Origin of the sequence: Tenacibaculum sp. SSH1-16, from assembly GCF_040104435.1 — a bacterium.
Taxonomy (GTDB): Bacteria; Bacteroidota; Bacteroidia; order Flavobacteriales; family Flavobacteriaceae; genus Polaribacter; species Polaribacter mesophilus.
This window is the reverse complement of sequence record NZ_JBECOV010000004.1, coordinates 58590-74071: the sequence shown is the minus strand read 5'-3', so window position 1 is coordinate 74071 and position 15482 is coordinate 58590. Positions and strand designations below refer to the sequence as shown.

At 30.2% G+C, this 15482-nt stretch carries 14 protein-coding genes and 1 tRNA gene; 12 read left to right on the top strand and 3 right to left on the bottom strand.

The genetic code is table 11. The annotated features are described in order from the left end of the window. Window positions 1-15: 15 nt before the first annotated feature. The 10 genes from ABMY20_RS07090 to ABMY20_RS07045 all read left to right on the top strand — a co-directional run bounded on the left by ABMY20_RS07090 (window position 16) and on the right by ABMY20_RS07045 (window position 12766). A complete protein-coding gene (locus ABMY20_RS07090) occupies window positions 16-918 on the top strand; it encodes a DUF6607 family protein (protein ID WP_159616156.1) in 903 nt (300 codons plus the stop codon). 81 nt (window positions 919-999) lie between these two features. Then, window positions 1000-3423 carry a TonB-dependent receptor gene (locus tag ABMY20_RS07085; protein ID WP_349264952.1) on the top strand — a complete coding sequence of 808 codons (2424 nt, stop codon included), beginning with the start codon at window positions 1000-1002 and terminating at the stop codon, window positions 3421-3423. Between the two features lie 6 nt (window positions 3424-3429). Continuing rightward, entirely contained in the window at window positions 3430-4923 is a 1494-nt protein-coding gene (locus ABMY20_RS07080) for an ankyrin repeat domain-containing protein (RefSeq protein ID WP_349264951.1), read from the top strand. Between the two features lie 67 nt (window positions 4924-4990). Further along, the gene (locus ABMY20_RS07075; RefSeq protein ID WP_073181197.1) at window positions 4991-5464 is read left to right on the top strand and encodes a DUF2271 domain-containing protein; all 474 of its coding nucleotides are present in this window, start codon (window positions 4991-4993) and stop codon (window positions 5462-5464) included. A 27-nt stretch (window positions 5465-5491) separates the two neighbouring features. Next, window positions 5492-7669, top strand: a complete 2178-nt coding sequence (locus tag ABMY20_RS07070; protein ID WP_349264950.1) for a PepSY domain-containing protein — start codon at window positions 5492-5494, stop codon at window positions 7667-7669. Window positions 7670-7883: 214 nt separating this feature from the next. Then, entirely contained in the window at window positions 7884-8099 is a 216-nt protein-coding gene (locus ABMY20_RS07065; RefSeq protein ID WP_047789227.1) for a hypothetical protein, read from the top strand. A gap of 32 nt (window positions 8100-8131) precedes the next feature. After that, window positions 8132-9226 (top strand): hypothetical protein, encoded by a 1095-nt coding sequence (locus tag ABMY20_RS07060; protein ID WP_281980447.1) that lies wholly within the window; start codon window positions 8132-8134, stop codon window positions 9224-9226. A 77-nt stretch (window positions 9227-9303) separates the two neighbouring features. Then, a complete protein-coding gene (locus ABMY20_RS07055; protein ID WP_349264949.1) occupies window positions 9304-11370 on the top strand; it encodes a histidine kinase in 2067 nt (688 codons plus the stop codon). A gap of 3 nt (window positions 11371-11373) precedes the next feature. Then, window positions 11374-12123 (top strand): LytTR family DNA-binding domain-containing protein, encoded by a 750-nt coding sequence (locus ABMY20_RS07050; RefSeq protein WP_349264948.1) that lies wholly within the window; start codon window positions 11374-11376, stop codon window positions 12121-12123. A gap of 85 nt (window positions 12124-12208) precedes the next feature. Next, on the top strand, window positions 12209-12766 hold the full coding sequence (locus tag ABMY20_RS07045) for a YqgE/AlgH family protein (RefSeq protein ID WP_073181203.1): 558 nt from the start codon (window positions 12209-12211) through the stop codon (window positions 12764-12766). A 2-nt stretch (window positions 12767-12768) separates the two neighbouring features. Here ABMY20_RS07045 and ABMY20_RS07040 read toward each other — a convergent pair whose 3' ends face one another. Together ABMY20_RS07040 and ABMY20_RS07035 are read right to left on the bottom strand one after the other, a co-directional pair. Next, a complete protein-coding gene (locus tag ABMY20_RS07040) occupies window positions 12769-13599 on the bottom strand; it encodes an aminotransferase class IV (RefSeq protein ID WP_047789232.1) in 831 nt (276 codons plus the stop codon). A gap of 104 nt (window positions 13600-13703) precedes the next feature. Beyond that, window positions 13704-14087, bottom strand: a complete 384-nt coding sequence (locus tag ABMY20_RS07035) for an START-like domain-containing protein (RefSeq protein ID WP_047789233.1) — start codon at window positions 14085-14087, stop codon at window positions 13704-13706. Window positions 14088-14191: 104 nt separating this feature from the next. Here ABMY20_RS07035 and ABMY20_RS07030 point away from each other — a divergent pair. Next, window positions 14192-14265 (top strand) — tRNA-Met (locus ABMY20_RS07030). A gap of 36 nt (window positions 14266-14301) precedes the next feature. Here ABMY20_RS07030 and ABMY20_RS07025 read toward each other — a convergent pair. Further along, complete coding sequence (locus tag ABMY20_RS07025; protein ID WP_281980503.1) at window positions 14302-14733, bottom strand: GNAT family N-acetyltransferase; 432 nt, start codon at window positions 14731-14733, stop codon at window positions 14302-14304. A 29-nt stretch (window positions 14734-14762) separates the two neighbouring features. On the opposite strand from ABMY20_RS07025, the gene ABMY20_RS07020 reads away from it, so the two are divergent. Continuing rightward, a complete protein-coding gene (locus ABMY20_RS07020) occupies window positions 14763-15209 on the top strand; it encodes a GNAT family N-acetyltransferase (protein WP_047789235.1) in 447 nt (148 codons plus the stop codon). Window positions 15210-15482 lie beyond the last annotated feature (273 nt).

The following is a 15482-nucleotide window of genomic DNA, read 5'->3' as shown; positions in this document are numbered from 1 at the left end:
CAAACAAAACTCACGATGAAAAAAATATTTTTAGGTGGTTTATTAATACTATCTGCACTTACAATTAACGCTCAAAACAAGAAGAAAAAAGATAGAGCAGCTATAAAAAAAATGTGTGGTTGTTATGAAGTTACTTTCAACTTTGCTGAAACATTTAACTTTAGTAAAGACTCTCTATACAAACCTTCCAAAACAAAAACAGATAAAGCTTTAGAGTGGGCAGGTTTAATTGTTGACGAAAATGATAAAATTTCAATTCAACACTTACTACAGGTAGGAAATCCTACAAATCCTCATATTGTAAAACATTGGAGACAAGATTGGTTGTACGAAAACACTGATTTTTATATGTTCAATGGAAATAACAATTGGCTTTATAAAAACAAACCAAAATCAGAAGTAAAAAAACAGTGGACACAAAAAGTATATCAAGTAGACGATAGTCCACGATACGAAGGCTCTGGTACTTGGGTACATCTAGACGGAAAAAGTTACTGGGAAAATACTACAGATGCTCCTTTACCAAGAAGAGAATACACCAAAAGAAGCGATTATAATGTAACTGAAAGAGGTAATCGTCACGAAATTACAAGCTACGGTTGGCTACACGATCAAGATAACAAAAAAATCATAAGAGAAGAAGGTGAAAAAGATATTGTTATAGCTCATGAAAAAGGGTACAACACCTACGTAAAAGTAGATGATAGTAAATGTAAAGCTGCTCAAGACTGGTGGAAAAAAAACAGTGCGAAATGGCAAAAAGTTAGATCTAAATGGGATGAAGTTTATGGAAGAAACACTAACCTCTCTTTAGAAACTAAAGTAAACAATAAACCTTTATACAAGCATTTATTCTCCGAAAAAGTATCTGAAGAACAACAAATAAATGAGACAATAGAATCTTTTGTAAAAAAATAAAAACGTTTCAAAGCATTTTATTGTTATACCTAAACGAAAAATTAAATATTTTAAAACAAATCTCTCAAAGAGGAAAAAAAAATGAGAATTATTGCAACCGTACTACTTTTATGTAGTTGTATTCAAACAATGTATAGTCAAGCAACCCTACAAGGAGTTGTAAAATCAGAAAACAATGAAACTATTCCTTATGCGAATGTATTTATTAAAGGAACTAAATTAGGAGCCGAAACCAATGAAAATGGTCGTTTTACTATAACAAATGTTCCAAACTCTAATCATAAGCTTATTGTAAGCGCTGTAGGATTCAATCAATCATCACAAAAAATAGAGGTAAAAGGAGACATTAAAAATTTAGTTTTTATTTTAAAATCAGACACTCAACTTGATGAAGTTGAACTTTTTGGAGCAAGAGATAAAAGAGCTGAAAAACTAGAAACACTTACTAGACTACCTTTAGCTCCTAATGAGCAATTACAAAGTATTTCAGTCTTATCACATAAACTTATCGATCAACAAAACGCTTTAACTCTAAGTGATGTTACCAAAAACGTAGCCGGTGTATATACCTTTGCCACCTACGGAAACACCAAAGAAAGTATGTCTTTAAGAGGTTTTAGAGGAATTCCTTTATTAAAAAATGGAGTTCGTATAAACTCAGATTTTAGAGGAACTGGAATTATTACCGATATGGCTGGTGTTGACAACATTCAAGTATTGAAAGGAATATCTGCTATTAGCCAAGGTTTAGGTGGTGATTTAGGTTCTGCTGGTGGTGTTATTAATGTAGTGACTAAAACTCCTAAATTTTACACAGGTGGAGAAGTTACTTTTAGAGCAGGTAGTTTCGGGAAATTACGTCCTACTTTTGACGTTTATGGACCTATTGATGCCAATAAAAAACATGCCTTTAGAATTGCTGGTTCTTATGACAAAGCAGACAGTTTTAGAGACCATGTTGGTTCTGAACGTTTTTATGTGAACCCATCATACGCTTGGAGACCAGATGAGAAAACTACTATTACCTTAGAAATGGATTACATGCATGATAGTAGAACTCCAGATCAAGGAACTCTTAACTTAGGAACCTATGATGTAAACAACATTTATAAATTACCTAACAATAACTTTATGGGATATGATTCTGATAATGTTACTACCAAAAACCTAACCTATGCCATAAGAGCAAATAGAAAACTAACTGACAAAATAAGCATAAAAGCAGGATATTTTGTTTCTGATTTAGATATAGATACTGAAACCTCTTACGCTTTTCAAGGAAGTCCTAGAAATAAACTTCCTGTATTACCAGACAATCAACGTTACAGAGAATACTATGCCTCTGGAAGAAAAGATAATAATAGTGTATTACAATTAGATTTGGTAGGAAAAGATCTAGAAACAGGTTTTTTAAAACATACTTTCCAAATTGGAGCTGATTTTAGAACTTCTGAATTTGACAATATAGCCTATGCTACACAATATGCTTCTAACAATAAATACGCAGATATTATAGATGTGTTACAGCCTATAGATAATACACTTCCTAACGGAGTTAACATTACACGAAACCCTGCAAGAGATTCAGGATCTAGAACAGAGTCATATGGAATTACGGTACAAGATAAAATAAGCCTTACTAATTGGGCTGATGTTTTCTTAGGGTTACGTTATACTTCTATGAAAAGAACTAGAGGTAGCTTTATAGGTAGACCTTTAGATGAATCTAAAAGTGATGATGCCTTTAATCCGTTATTAGGGTTTAATTTAAAGCCTAATGAAAATATTATCATTTTTGGTTCATATGCTAGCAGCTCGGATCCTAGAACTTCTTTTTATACGGATGTTGACGGTAACGAATTAGGTACAGAGCGTTGGGATCAAATAGAAACAGGAATAAAATCTACTTGGTTAAATAATGCTTTACGTTTTAACGTTACTACATTTTATACCTCAAGTAAAAATTTAAACTTACCTGTTTATGACAATGCTGGTAATAGTTTAGGTTATTATACACAAGGAGGTGATGATGTGAGAAATGGTGTAGAAGTAGAATTAATAGGTCGTATCCTTCCTAATTTAGAAGTTATAGGAGGATATTCTTATTTAGATGCTAAATACAAAGACCACGCAGAATTTTACTACAACTCAAGGCCTATTAACACTCCAAAGCACACCGCAAACTTTTGGGCACGTTATGCATTTAAAAAATCTTTAGATGGTTTATCTATAGGTGCAGGAGCTTATTATTTAGGAGAACGTCCACATAATGTATGGTCAAGAGAATACACACATACTGGAGTTGTTCCTGACACTAAACCTTTTGATTTAAAATCGTACACTACAGTTAATGTACAGGCTTCTTACAAATTCAATGAGAAATTAAGTATTGATGTATTTGGAAATAATATCTTTGACGAAGTAGGCTACAACGCCTACCGTACAAGTTATATTAATAGAATAGAGCCTGCTAGTTTTGGTTCAACATTACGTTATAAATTTTAATTTATTATGAAAAAACAACATATAATATTTGCCTTTGTACTTTTTATGAGTACAATTCAAGCGCAAACAAAAAATATATTTTTTGAAAGATCTTTTTGGCAAGAAAAACCTACTATTCAACTCGTTGAAGAAAAAATAAAAGAAGGAAATAGCGCAACAGCATTAAACCCAAATGGGTTTGATGCTGTTACCTACGCTATCTTAGCCAGTGCTCCAAATAAAGTAATCAAATATTTACTTACTAAAAAAGGAAATGATGTTAACAAGATAACACACGATAAAAGAACTTATGTTTTTTGGGCTGCCTATAAAAACAATGTTGAAATTATGAAGCATTTGATAGCCAATAATGCTCGTATGGATTTAAAAGACTCTCATCAATTATCTCCGTTAACTTTTGCAGCGAATGCAGGGCAAACAAATAAAGAAATTTATGAACTTTGTATTCAAAACGGAATTGATATAAAAACAGATGTTGACGAGCACGGGGCTAATGCTTTATTATTAGTACTACCAAGCTTAAAAGATTTATCGTTTGTGGACTACCTTACTTCAAAAGGGTTGAGCGTACATAATGTTGACAAAGATGGTAATGGTGCTTTTAACTACGCTGCTAAAAAAGGTAATAAAGAAATTTTAACTCTTTTAATAAAAAAAGGATTACCTTATAAAAACCTAAATAAAAAAGGAGGTAATGCTATGTTATTAGCTACTCAAGGTTCTCGTAGCGGTTATAATTCTTTGGAGTTTTTTAAATATTTAGAAAGTTTAGGTATCAAACCAAACATAACTAATAATGATGGAAAAACACCGCTTCATAATTTAGCTCGTGGTAACAAAGATTTAAATACCTTTAACTACTTCCTTGATAAAGGTGTAAATGCTAATCAAATTGACGATAACGGTAACACTCCTTTAATTATCGCAGCTAGTAGAAACTCTTTAGAAATTGTTCAGTTATTATCAGAAAAAACAAAGAATATTAATCACACTAATAAAAAAGGACATTCAGCACTTACGTATGCTGTTGAATACAACTCAGAAGCTGTGGTAGATTATTTAGTAAAAAACGAGGCTGATATTCAAGTAAAAGATGATAAAGGAAACTCTTTAGCTTATTATTTAGTTAAAAGTTATCATCCTAAAAAAGTGAACGATTTTAATGAAAAAATGAGTCTTTTAGCCAATAACGGATTAAACTTAACACAACTTCAAGCAAATAAAAATACATTGTTTCATATTGCTGTAGAAAAAAACAACATCAATTTACTTAAAAAAATCAACACTTTAAAAATTGATGTGAATGCAAAAAACAATGAAGGTTTAACCCCACTACATTTAGCTGTTATGCAAGCTAATAATACTGATGTAATTAAATATTTATTAAGCATTGGAGCTAAAAAATCAATTACTACTGATTTTGATGAAACGGTACACGATTTAGCTAAGGAAAATGAAATTTTAAACAGGAAAAATATAGATATTAACTTTTTAAAATAAACTTATGTACCAAATCGTGTGTAAATACAATTACACACGATTTGGTATTAAAATAAATCAATAAAAAATGAAAAAAATCATAGCTCTTTTTATTACTGTATTTACAATAATGGCTTTTAACATAAATGATAGTGCCACATATAAATGTATGATTCAGATGAAAAATTATACTGGTGAAGGTGCATATATTGCTATTTCATTATTAAACCCTAATGGAGAATACGAACAAACATTATACGTTCAAGGTGATGATGAAGAATGGTACTCTGACATTACCGAATGGTGGAAATTCCAAGGTAAGGTTCGTACTGACATTGACGCTATAACTGGCGCAACAATTAGTGGAGGTAACAGAGCGATTACCGTATTAAAAATTGACAATGATAAAATTGACAAAGGGTATAAAATTAGATTTGAATCGGCTGTAGAAGATCAAGAATACTACAAAGACGATGTAGAATTTGAATTAACTACCAACAACCTTAAAGGTAAATTTGAAGGAAATGGATTTATTCGTTACATCCGTTTAATGCCTCAATAACTTTATCAATAGAAATAGCTAACAAAAATGACCACTTCTATATGGAGATATAGCCACTTAACATTGGCTATATCTTCTTTTCTTTTTTTACTTGTTGCTTCATTTACAGGTATTATTTTAGCTTTTGAACCTATTTCAAAACAGCTTTCAGACTATAGTATTTCTAACACAAAAGAAATTACACTTGCTCAAACAATTTCTGTACTGCAAAAACAATATGACGAAGTAATTTCTATCACTATTGATGAGAATGATTTTGTATCAGCTTCGGTAGTTACCAAAGAAGGAAAAAGTGACACATTTTATGTAAACCCAACTACAGGTGAAAAATTAGGTGATATCGAAAAAAAGAAACCAATTTTTCAGTTTGCCACGAGCTTACACAGATCTTTATTTTTGAAGTCTACAGGAAGATTTATTGTTGGCTTTATTTCTTTTTTACTTAGCTTAATTGCTATCACAGGACTCATTCTAATTACTAAACGACAAGGAGGCTTTAAAAAGCTTTTTTCTAAAATTGTAAAGGAGAATTTTGAACAGTATTACCACATTACTATTGGTCGTTACACGCTTATCCCTATCATTATCATCACATTAACAGGTGTATATTTATCGTTAGATAGGTTTTCTGTTTTACCTGTGGAAAAAATTAATCACTCTTATGATTTTTCTTTAGCTTCTTCAAAAGAAAAAATAACACTTCTTGAATTTCCAGTATTTAAAAACACTACTTTGAATGAAGTAAAAAGTGTTGAGTTCCCTTTTTCTGAAGATGAGGAGGATTACTTTTTTGTAAAACTAACCGATAGCGAATTAATCGTTCATCAGTATACAGGAACCATCATTAGTAAAGAAAATCTTTCGTTAACCAGCATACTTTTAAACTGGAGTTTGTTATTACATACAGGAAACGGAACTATTGTATGGTCAATTATATTGTTACTTTCTTCAATATCTATCCTGTTTTTTATCTATTCAGGCTTTGCAATGACTTTCAGCAGAACACAAAAAAGATCGTTACCTAAAAATAAAACTAAGAAAGGTAATGCTGAAATTATCATATTAGTAGGCTCAGAAACAAACAATACTTACTCTTTTGCCTCATCTTTATACAATGCTTTAATTAAAAACGGTAAAACCGTTTTCATCGATATTTTAAACAATTATGCTTCGTATAAAAAAGCGAAACACCTAATCATATTAACTTCAACTTACGGAGAAGGTGAAGCTCCTTCTAACGCTTCTAAATTTTTACAACTAGTTCAACAAACAGCTATTCAAAATAAGATTAACTATTCAATAGTTGGTTTTGGCTCCAGAGCATATCCTCATTTTTGTCAGTTTGCTATTGATATAAATAGTAAACTACAACAACTCCCAGAGTTTACACCTCTGTTACCTGTTTATAAAATTAACAACCAGTCTTTTCAAGATTTTAAAACTTGGGGACATTTATGGAGTAAAAAAACTAACATACAGTTTGAACTAACACAAGAGGTAAAAAAGCATAAAAAACAACAAACTTTCACCACAGTTTCTAAAACTGATCTAAACAACGACGATTCTTTTTTAATCCGTTTACAGCCAACAAAAAAACTTCGTTTTAACTCGGGTGATTTACTAGCTATCACTCCAAAAAAAGATAACATTGAACGCTTGTACTCAGTTGGAAAAATAAATAATGATATTGTATTAAGTATTAAAAAACATGACCTTGGAGTGTGCTCTAACTTACTTTATCAACTAGAGGAAAACGAAATAATTCAAGCAAGCATTCAACAAAATAAAGACTTCTATTTTCCTAAAAGGAAGAAAGAAGTAGTCTTAATTGCTAACGGAACAGGTATCGCCCCTTTTTTAGGAATGCTGCAACATAAAAACGGCACAAAAGCGCATCTATTCTGGGGTGGTAGAACTAAAGAGTCGCTAAGAATGTACGCTCCTTTGTTAAAAAACATAGAGAAAAATAACATTCATATTGCTTATTCTCAAGAAAAAGAAAAAGAATATGTGCAAGATTTATTACTAAAAAAAGAAACTATAATTACTACTGTTTTACAAAACGGAGGAACTATTATGATTTGTGGTTCAATCAAAATGCTAAAAGGCGTTGAGAAGGTATTAGAACAAATAACTTCAACTAAACTAAACACATCTTTAGACTACTTTAAAAAGAAGAATCAAATTAAAACAGATTGTTATTAATAGATAAAAAAACAGCTTTTCTGTTAGAATACAATCAAGATATTTAGATTACCCAATTATCAGGTTACTACTGGATAATTGGGTATATGTTTTCTACATTTAATTGCCTTTCCTATAAAAATCAACGAATTCTAATTTATCTACTACGAATTCTAATTTACTCCAAATCTACCTGTACTTCTGTGGTAATTTTGATCATATAAAAACAACAATTATGTGGTCAAACAACAATTATTCATCAGTATTAAAAATGTATTTAGAAAAATACACAAGTTTAAAATTACAAATAAATACAAGCGGATTAATCGCTTCTGTTGAAAAACAAGAAAACGGTCAGTGGATTAACGACCGAAACCTTCCTAACATCTTAAACAAACTATCAACTAGTATAAATTTAGGAAAGGATGTAACCATCATTCTACAACAATAACAGTAACTATATTAACCTTAAAACAAAAAACTATGAAACAAAACATTTTAAAAGTAGGTACAGTAATGGGATTACTACTACTAATCGGAGTATTTTCTAGTTGTGATAACACAAAAAGTGACAACAAAAATCAAGAACAGGGAAACATTGCTACCACAGAGGAAACTATTGAAAAACTAGCTGTGGAATACAGAAAACCCATAGTATTTATTACAGGGAATGATAAAGGAAACAGCCATTTTTACGATAGTGCCAGAGTATATTTCAAAGAAAAAAACTACGAAATAATTAATGGCAAATATTCAGTAGAAGAAATTATTTCTTGGATGAACAACAATACTACTGAACATCCTTACGGAGAAGTTCATATCGTAAATAACAACAACCCTTTTAGAGCAATGAACTTAGAAACTGTAGTTAATGGAGATAAAGTAACTGCTGAAACGTTACAAAAAACAATTACTAAAGGTGCATTACCTTCTGTAAAAAGTGAAGCTATTACTGATGACACTAGAATTATTTTTCATACCAATCAATTGGCAGAAAACACTGATTTAATAAACACTTTAAAAAGTGCTTTTATAACTGAAAACAAAATTCCTCAAGTAGTTGCATCACCATACTACAATGTTTTTGGAGGAGAGTTTTCTAACCATTATTTAGCACAACCGTACTATGTATTTTATCCAACAGCAAACTCTCCTGGTAAAGTAGATTTATCAAAAGAAATCGCTAAAAAATATCCAGAAGAAAAAGAAATTGCTTGGTACGACGCTTTAAATAATGAAAGAGAGCGTTATGTGGGAGAGCCTTATACTATTCAGTATACCATTCCTGTAAATCTAGAGTTAGATTACCATAACTCTGATAACGAAATTCCTCACTTTGTAATGCAAGAAGAAATTATGGATTTTATTGCAAGCGAAGAAGCTTTAATGAAAGAAGTTGAAAAAACAAATATTCCTGTAGAGAAATTTAGATGGACCTATACTGTAAAAAACAGTCAGTTAATTATAAAAGGGAAATCTTCTGCTCTATGTGTTTTAAAACCTTTAACGAAACCTTATGGAGAGTTAGAACATGTAAAACCAGATACTAATAATAAGCGTTTATACGCTATGAAATAACTAATAATTGTTGAACAAACGTCATTACGAATTAGTTAACCTTTACAGTAATGACGTTTTATTTAAGTACTTTTGTTATGATGAAAACCCAATATCATATTACAAAAACAGCTATGAGAAACAATTTTGTATTGAGTACTCAAAAACACTCAGTACAAAATTTTGTTTTTTTACTACTTTGCTGTTTTATCTGTGGTCTGATAAATGTTTCTGCACAAAACCAACCTTTAAAAACCTATACAAAAAATAATGGGTTACCTAGTCTACATATAAATAGTGGCGCTCAAGATAAAACTGGTTATGTATGGTTAGCTTCTAACAACGGACTAATTCAATTTAACGGAAATGAGTTTACTACTTTTACTACAAAAAACGGACTTATTTCCAACAACGTTAATATCATTTCTTCAAAAGGAAATACTCTTTTTATAGGTACTGACAAAGGTTTAAGTATAAAAAAACATCATGGATTTACTAATTTTGAAGGCAACAATGTTAACTGTATTTTAACCGTTAAAAACCATACTTTTTTAGGTACTAATAAAGGGATTGTTAGAGTTCGTGAAAACTATCTCTCTCCTCTTCGTACCAACTTTCAAATTGATTTAAATCAGATTAACGATATGTTATTTGATGGAAAATTTTACTGGATAGCTACTAATAAATCTTTGTGGAAGCTTGATAAGCTTATCAATCCTAAAGTTTTAAAAAGAATTGATGTAAATAATTACACTTCTCTTTTAATTAACGAAAAAACGATAATTGCTACCACTTATAACAAAGGGCTTAAATTCATTAAAAATAACGAAGTAGAAACACAAAGCATCACTGCACAAAATGTTATTGAAATTAAAAAAATTAATAATCAATTTTGGATTATCTCTGAGGATAATGGTATTGAAGTACTAGATGCTAATTTTAATTTCGTTAAAAATATTAATAAATATAACAGCTTAACTACCAATAAAATTACCAGTACCTTTCAAGACAACGAAAATAACACTTGGGTTTCTACAAAAGATAAAGGAGTTTACTTTATTAAAAGTGACAAACCAATACAAAAAAAGCCTTCCATTTCTTTTGAAAATATTGAGGTAGTTTTTACTCCTATAGATAGCATTAACATCAATAACTACGCTAAAACTCTAAAACTCCCTGCAGATAAAAACCATATCTCTTTTTATTACAAAACAATAAATATTAGTAACTCTAATAAATTGGAGTATCGCTATACGCTCAACAATCAAACCAGTCCTTGGAGTACTAAAAGCGCTATTGACTTAGCTTATCTTTCTCCAGGAAATTATACTTTTTCAGCTCAATCAAGAATTGGAAAAATAGAAAGCCCTCCTATTGAGTTTAATTTTTATATTGATACTCCTATCTATAAAAAAAGTTGGTTTATTTGGTCTACCATTGGAGTAGCCAGCATAATTTTAACACTCATTGTTTGGTCATATATCAGAAGAATTCAAGCTAAAAATAAAGCTAAAGTTGCAAAGTTAGAACTGGAAAATCATTTGATATCTCTAGAGCAAAAAGCCTTACAACTTCAAATGAATCCGCATTTTATTTTTAATGTTTTAAATGGAATTAAGGCATTGGGTAACTCAGGGAAATCAGTTGAATTAAATACAACCATTAGTAAATTTGCTACACTTTTACGTGGTGTTTTACACAATTCTAGACAAGAAGAAATTAGCTTAGCTGAAGAAATTACCACACTAAAAAATTATATTGAGCTAGAACAGCAAATAAACTCAAATACCTTTGAATATTCAATAACCACAAATCTTTCTATTGAACCTGAAGAAATTCTAATTCCACCAATGCTAATACAACCTTTTGTTGAAAACAGTATAAAACACGGAATCTCTTCTGTTGAAAATGGAAAAATTAGGATCAGTTTTTCTATAAAAAATGATCTTTTACATTGTGAAATAATAGATAACGGTATTGGTGTTCATCAATCAAAAGAACTTAAAAAAGTTAGCTCACATAAATCCGTAGCTTTAAAAGTTACGCAAGAACGAATTCGAAACCTGTCAAAAAAGGGAGCTTTTTCCATTATTGAATTATATAATGAAGGAAAAGTAACAGGAACTAAGGTACTATTTGAAATTCCTTTAAAAACTGATTTTTAAAACATGAAAAAACTTTCTGCAATTTTAGTAGACGATATGTCAACAGCTATAGAAATGTTACAAAACGATCTCATTCAATTTCATCCAGAAATTGAAATTATTGGTACTGCTAAAAGTGTGGTTGAAGCTTCAAAAGTTTTACGAAAGCAACAACCAGATATTTTATTTTTAGATATTATGCTGGGAGACGGTACTGGTTTTGATGTTTTAGAAATTCATCCAAACCTATCCTCAAAAATTATTTTTGTTACTGCAAGCGACGAGTATGCCATTAAAGCTTTTAAATTTGCTGCTATTGATTATGTATTAAAACCATATTCAAACGAAGATTTAGCAAGCGCAATTAGTAAAGCAAAAAATCAAATTAAACCCGATAAAGAACAGCTAACAGTACTACAGCAATCCATTTCAAAACCAAATCAACGTCCTAAAAAGATCTCATTAAACACTTCTGACAAAATTATGGTGGTAAATTTAGACGATATTGTTCGTTGTCAGTCCGATAATAATTACACAGAGTTTTTTATGAATGATGGACAAAAAATATTAGTTGGAAAAACCTTAAAGCACTTTGCTGACATGTTGAAGGAATACGATTTTTTACGAGTTCACCAAAGTCATCTAATTAATATTCAATTCATTAAGGAATTCATAAAATCTGATGGAGGATATTTAGTTTTAAAAAACAAAACAACTGTTCCTGTTTCAGTTCGTAAAAAAAATGAAGTCATTAATGTTTTAGATAGAATGTAGCCCTTATTTTTTTATGGTTTTTTAACACTTTTGTTAAAGTTTTATTAAAATTTTATTTACCTTAGTGTTTATAAACTATAAAAATATGGTTGCATTTAAGCCGAAAAAAGGTAGGTTATTAATTGCTGAACCAGCAATTTTAAATGATAGCTCTTTTAAAAGAACTATTGTATTACTTACTGAACATAATGAAAAAAGCTCTGTGGGTTTTATTTTAAACAGACCTTTAGACTATGTACTTAGCGATTTAGTTTCTGAAATAGACTGTGACTTTACAGTCTACCAAGGTGGACCTGTAGAACAGGATAATTTATATTTTATCCACAAAGCTCCACATTTACTACCTAACAGTATTGAGGTCGCAAACGGTATTTATTGGGGAGGAAATTTTGACCTGTTAAAAGAGTTATTAAATAATAAACAATTAAAATCTACTGATATTCGTTTCTTTTTAGGTTATTCTGGTTGGGGAGCAAACCAATTGGAAGAGGAACTATTAATGAACTCTTGGTTTATAGCAGAGAATGACTATGAAAATATTTTAACTGCGAACGATAGAGACTTTTGGAAAAACAAGTTACTACAAAGAGGAGGCAAATATAAAATTTGGGCTAACGCTCCTAGCGACATTCAAATGAACTAACCTTAGCTAGTTACTATCGCTAGTTTTAAGCTACTTTTAATTTTATTAGTTATCACTGTTGAAAACTCTTTTTTACGATAATTGGTAACTGGCTGAATTCCTACAATAGCATTGGTTATAAAAACCTCGTCTGCTTTTTGAATCTCAAAAGGAGAAATAGTTGTTTCATCTATTGTGTATTCTCCGTGTTTCTCAATAATTTCAATTACTTTTTTTCTAATAATTCCTTTGATACAGCCTTCAGTTAAGGCAGGAGTTTTTATTGTGTTTCCTTTTACTACAAAGATGTTTCCATTAATAGTTTCAACGACTCCCTTACGCTCATTTAGTAAAATACAGTTATCTAAATCGTTTTCTTCTGCAAAAACGGCTGCTAATGTATTTAACATTCTATTTGTTGTTTTTATTGTTGAAAGCAATCCTGAATAGTTATAAAAATCTTTAAAAACATCCATTCTATAAGTCTCTTTCTCTACATTTTCTATTGGAGCTCCTTCAATAATATAATCTATTTCATTTGTAACGGGTGCATATAAGCCACCATCTTTTCTAAAAACAGTTAATCGTACCCTATAAGTAGAAAATTCAGGTAATTGTTTTGTTACTTTAAGGATTTCTTCTTGTAAAAACTCAAGGGTAAACCTCATAGGTATCTTCATACGAAGCATTCTCATTGATGCCATTAATCTAAAGTAGTGATCTTCTACAAAAACAACTTTACCATTTAATACTTTAATTGTTTCAAAAATAGCATCGCCATACTTAAAAGCCCTATTCTTTGTTGAAATTTGCACTTCGTTATCAGAAACCAAAGTTCCATTAAAGTTTACCATTTCCTAAAATTTTAATTGCAAACTTACAATTTAGGTAAATATTAGCCATAAAAAACTCGACAAAATTGCCGAGTTTTTTTAAATACTTATTAATTATAAATATGTTAAGCTCCTATTGTATGTTTTAACTCTTCTATTTGGTTTTGCCAAAGCATTTTTGCTTCCTCTACATCATCTTCATCATCTGCAAAATCTGTAACAATTACAGCAACATCTTTTGTTAATGGGTCTACTTGAATTCTGAATTCAAAATAACTATCATCACCCTCACTTTCAGTCCATTTAAACTTAATACGTTCATCTGCTTTTTTTGTTATTATTTTTGCTTCTTCTTCAGAATCATCCCAAATAAAGGTAATCAGTTTTCCTCGTGAATTAACTCTATCTGCAAACCACTCTTCTAATCCTGCTGGTGTTGCGAAGTATTGATATAACATACTTGGAGATGCATGAATAGGAAACTCTAATTCAAATTTAACTTTGCTCATTTATTTTTTTGTTTGAGTGCCAATATAGATAATTATTTTTTAAAAAAAAATTTAAATGTTTGTTGCTTAAAACCAAAAAGTAATTATATTTGCACCCGCAATCAGGCGAGGTAGCTCAGTTGGTTAGAGCGCAGGATTCATAACCCTGAGGTCGGCAGTTCAAATCTGCTCCTCGCTACAAAACCCAAATCTTTTGATTTGGGTTTTTTTGTATTTATACTTTACTGTACATTTTAAAATGAACACCTACCTTTTGCACCTTAAACTTCTCACCTATAATTACGAAATCTAAATTTTCATAAAACCCTACTGCTTCTTCTCTTGCATTACACCACAGAACGTCTATGCTTTTAGTTTTTAAAATGCTTTTTGCCTCTTCTAGTAGTAACTTTCCTGCCCCCATACCTCTAACTTCTGGCAAAGTAGCCATTCCTCTTAATTGATATTGCAATCCTTTAATAGCTTCTGTTTTATTTTGAATAAAAGAAGCTACACCTACCAACTTATTTTTGTAAAAAGCTCCTAAATGAAATGTACTTCCATACTCATCTTCTTTAAACTTATAAGGTAAATCTATATTATTACGCAAAACCGTTAATCTAATATTATAAGTTTCTTGAGCTGATATATTTTTTATTTTTATCATCTAAAATTTCTTTAATCCAAAAATACAGAATGAATATAAAATTTAACCTCATTAGTAAAGAAGATATTCTTATTATCCTTCCTCTTTTACATAAAGTTAACACCACAACACCACATGATATTTTAAAAAACAGAGTGATAGAAATGGTAGCATACCCTAACTACGAATGTATAGGTGTTTATGACAACAACAAGCTTATAGGTATTTGCGGGCTTTGGTATAGTACTAGGCACTATATTGGTAAAAGTGTAGAGCCAGATCATGTAGTTATACATGAAACTTATAGAGGTAAAAGTGTTGGAAAACAGCTTTTCAAGTGGATATACAATTACACTAAATCTAAAGGGTGCGAGGCAGTTGAATTAAACACGTACACTGCTAATAGGAAGTCTCATAAATTTTATTACAACGAAGGTTTTGAAATTTATGGTTTCCATTTTTTAAAAGTTTTACGAGATGATAAAAACTTTTATTAAAGCCACAAAAATTACAATTTCTTATTTTTTAAAAGTATTATTCTTTTTACTCTATTATTCATTAAATTCTAAATATCTTTGTAATACTTAAGAGACGTCTTAAGTTCTTTTTCATAGCAATTTTCCCACTCAATATTTTGAGTGGGTTCTTTTTTATAATTTATACTACAATTTTATTTTTCTCTATTTTTAATAATTTTGCTCACATGTATAAAGTTTTCATAGATACATTATTCTTAATATTCTCTTTCTTTTTTATCAGAAAAGGTTCAA